Consider the following 4,259-nt stretch of genomic DNA (forward strand, 5'->3'; position numbering starts at 1 on the left):
AGGCGTTTTTCAACATCTCCCGCACCACGTAGTGCAGGATACCGCCGTGCTGGAAGTACACCGCCTCGTTGGCAGTATCGATCCGTGATTTCAGCTCGCAGGTTTGGGTTGAGCCGTCCTTGTACGTCACCGTCATGGACAGGATCTGCCCCGGCTTGATATCGCCAGACAGGCCTTCGATGCTGATGGTTTCCTCTCCGGTCAGTTTCAGGCGCTTGCGATCCGTTCCTTCCGGGAACTGCAGGGGCATCACGCCCATGCCGATCAGGTTCGAGCGATGAATACGCTCGTACGATTCCGCGACCACGGCTCGAACACCCAGCAACCGGGTGCCCTTGGCGGCCCAGTCGCGGCTCGAGCCGGTGCCGTATTCCTTGCCGGCAATCACCACCAGCGGCGTGCCCTGCTCCTGATACTTCATGGCCGCGTCGTAGATGGCCATCTGCTCGCCGGTGGGCACAAACTTGGTGAAACCGCCTTCCACGCCATCCAGCATCTCATTACGGATACGCACGTTGGCGAAGGTGCCGCGCATCATCACCTCATGGTTGCCGCGACGGGAGCCGTAGGAGTTGAAGTCTTTTGGCTCAACCCCATGCTCCTGCAGGTATTTGCCGGCAGGGGTATCCGGTTTGAAGGAGCCAGCCGGGGAGATGTGGTCGGTGGTGACCGAATCCCCGAGCAAGGCCAGGATGTTGGCATCCCTGATGTTCTCGATGGGCTCCGGCTGCTCGCCCAGGCCCTCGAAAAACGGCGGGTGCTGGATGTAGGTGGACTTGTCGCTCCACTCGTACACCTTGCTGTCCGGCACCTTGATGGATTTCCAGATGGCGTCGCCTTCGAATACCTCGCCGTATTCCTTGCGGAACATATCGGTTTTCACCTTCTCAACCGCCTCGGCGATTTCCGCCTGGCTGGGCCAGAGATCGTTGAGGTAGACCGGATTGCCGTCTTTGTCGGTGCCCAGCGGGTCTTTGGTCAGATCCAGCCGCACGTTGCCGGCCAGAGCGTACGCCACCACCAGGGGCGGCGAGGCCAGCCAGTTGGTTTTCACCAGCGGGTGCACCCGGCCTTCAAAGTTACGGTTGCCGGACAACACTGAAGCGACGGTGAGATCCCCCTCGTTGATGGCTTTCTCCACCGCCTCCGGCAACGGGCCGGAATTACCAATACAGGTGGTGCAGCCGTAGCCTACCAGATTGAAGCCCAACTGATTCAGGTCGTCCTGCAGGCCAGCCACCTTCAAGTAGTCGGTCACCACTTTGGAGCCTGGCGCCAGCGAGGTTTTCACCCAGGGTTTGGTTTTCAGACCTTTTGCCACCGCTTTCTGGGCGATCAGGCCAGCGGCCATCATGACACTGGGGTTGGAGGTATTGGTACAGGAGGTGATAGCCGCAATCACCACAGCGCCCGGGTCGAGGCGGGTTTTCTTGCCGTGCATCTCCAGCGCCTGACTGGCAGCATGTTCGTAGCTGTTATCCACCCCCACGGCGGTCTGGCCACCTTCCGATTCCAGCTTGCTCTCCTGGGTTTGAGCCGGGCCTTCGGCGGTTTCCATCAGCAGCTCGAAGGAGGCCTTCATGTTTGTCAGGGCCACCCGGTCCTGAGGCCGTTTGGGACCGGCCAGGCTGGCTTCCACCTCGCCCATATCCAGTTCCAGGGTATCGGTGTAAATGGGCTCATGGCCCGGTTCGCGCCACAGGCCCTGGGCCTTGGCGTAATTCTCGACCAGTTCCAGCAGTTCGTCGTCGCGGCCGGTCAGGCGCATGTAAGTGATGGTCTGTTCGTCCACCGGGAAGAAGCCGCAGGTGGCGCCGTATTCCGGCGCCATGTTAGCGATGGTGGCACGGTCAGCTACTGGCATGTCTTTCAGGCCGTCACCGTAGAATTCCACAAACTTGCCAACCACGCCTTTCTTGCGCAGCATTTCCACCACGGTAAGCACCAGGTCGGTGGCGGTGATGCCCTCGCGCAGCGTGCCGGTGATCTTGAAACCGATCACCTCGGGGATCAGCATCGATACCGGCTGGCCGAGCATGGCGGCCTCCGCCTCAATACCGCCCACACCCCAGCCGAGAATGCCCAGGCCGTTAATCATGGTGGTGTGGGAGTCGGTGCCCACCAGGGTATCCGGGTAGGCCATGGTTTTGCCGTCTACGTCCTTTTGCCACACGGTCTTGCCCAGGTATTCCAGGTTGACCTGGTGGCAGATACCGGTGCCCGGCGGCACCACGCGGAAGTTGTCAAAGGCCTGCTGGCCCCAGCGCAGGAACTCATAACGCTCCTGGTTGCGCTCCATCTCGATGGCCACGTTATCTTTGAAGGAATCCGCTGTACCGTATTCATCCACCATCACCGAGTGGTCAATGACCAGATCGACCGGGGATAACGGGTTGATCAGGGCGGGGTCTTTACCGGCGTTTTTCACCGCCTCGCGCATCGCGGCCAGGTCGACCACACCGGGCACACCGGTGAAGTCCTGCATCAGCACCCGCGCCGGGCGAAACTGGATTTCGGTGTCAGACTTGCGCTCTTTCAGCCACTGCATCATGGCATCAATGTGGCAACGGTCTACCGTGGTGTCGTCTTCATTGCGCAGTAGGTTCTCCAGCAGGACTTTCAGGGAGAACGGCAGGCGGTTCAGGTCGCCCAGGGTGTCGGCGGCTTTGGGCAGGCTGAAGTAGTGGTAGGTTCTGCCGCCCGCGCTGAGACTGGAGAGGGTATTCAGGCTGTCTTTGCTTAACGAGGTGTTCGACATGCGGTGCCTCCTCTTGGTGTGATCTACCTTAACTATCGCATCGAATGACCATACTTCAACTCAATGCCGATGAATGTTCGCTATTCCGCCGGTGAATACTGCCATCAGACATTGGGATTAAGGAGTATCACGCGTTGACAGCAGCCGCTCATTGGAGAATGCTGACCAGTACACATCACAACAATTCAAACCCTTGCAGGCACGCCCTTGAACCCGGACACCACGTTGTCGATACCCGGACTTTCCAGTGAAGATTCTCTGCTGTTGCTGCGCACCAGTGCTGAATTGTCGTTTAACTCGATGCTGATCACCGGGCCGGATCGACACATCGTCTATGCCAACCCCGCATTCTGTAACATGACCGGGTATTCGCTGGACGAACTGCTGGGCCAGAACCCCAGCATCCTTCAGGGGCCGCTCACCGAGCAAGGCGTGATCGACAGGATGAAGGCTGCTTTGGAGAAAAGCGGTACGTTTAACGGCTCCACCATTAACTACCGCAAAAACGGCCGCCCCTATCTGGTGGAATGGACGATTTCGCCGGTTCGGGGTCAAACAGGCGAGATCCGTTACTTTATCTCTATCCAGAAAGACATCACTCAACTGCACGCTGAGCAATCCACTGGCAACCTGTTTGCCAAAGCAATCGACGCGGCCTACGACGGCATTTTTATTACCGATGCTGATGGCGTGATCGAGTTCGCCAACCAGGGCTTTGAGATCATGACCGGCTATGCACCAACAGAAGTGATTGGCTACAAACCGTCATTCCTGAAGTCCGGAAAGCACGACAACACCTTTTATAAAAGCTTATGGCGGCATCTCAACGAAGGCCTGCCCTTCCGCGCCATGGTGATTAACCGTCACAAGAATGGCCATGAAATCCATTGCCAGCAAACCATCACGCCAGTCAAGAACTCGAGCGGCAAGGTCACTCATTTCATCAGTATTATCAAAGATATGACGGATCGGGTTTTTGAGGAACTGAAACTCCGGGAGCAGGCTTCCCACGATTCCCTGACCGGTTTGCTGAATCGACGGGCTGGCGAGATCGAGCTGGATATCGCGCTTATTCAGGCCCAGGAGAAAGCGTCACTGTTTAGCGTGCTGATGCTCGACATCGATGACTTCAAGATCGTTAACGATACCTACGGCCACCTGCGGGGTGATGAAATCATCAAGGCCGTCGCCGATATCCTGATGGACCATACCCGTAAAACCGATAAATGCATCCGTTGGGGTGGAGAAGAGTTTATTGTCGTCCTGCCCTTCTGTGACCTTCCCAAAGCCACCGATATTGCCGAGAACATTCGTGCCGCCATGGCCGCATCCCACTTTGACGAGGCGGGGCAGGTAACCCTGTCCATCGGAGCAGTTGAGTCACTGGCGGCGGATACGCCCGTCAAGCTTCTGGAGCGGGTGGATAGGCACCTATACAGCGCCAAAGGGGCGGGGAAAAACCGCGTTGCAACCGAATAGGCCGAAGGGCCAAAACCAACGT

2 protein-coding genes are annotated in these 4,259 nt (G+C 57.9%); one reads left to right on the plus strand and one right to left on the minus strand.

From position 1 onward, the window contains the following. The coding region (acnA, locus tag IBX51_RS14515; RefSeq protein ID WP_291832021.1) for an aconitate hydratase AcnA at positions 1 to 2,758 on the minus strand (2,758 nt) is incomplete at its 3' end. A 207-nt stretch (positions 2,759 to 2,965) separates the two neighbouring features. Between acnA and IBX51_RS14520 the strand changes: the two genes are divergently transcribed. Continuing rightward, positions 2,966 to 4,237 (plus strand): PAS domain-containing protein, encoded by a 1,272-nt coding sequence (locus tag IBX51_RS14520; RefSeq protein WP_291832022.1) that lies wholly within the window; start codon positions 2,966 to 2,968, stop codon positions 4,235 to 4,237. The last annotated feature ends 22 nt before the right edge of the window (positions 4,238 to 4,259 follow it).

Source organism: Marinobacter sp. (assembly GCF_014859525.1).
In the GTDB taxonomy this organism is placed as follows: Bacteria; Pseudomonadota; Gammaproteobacteria; order Pseudomonadales; family Oleiphilaceae; genus Marinobacter.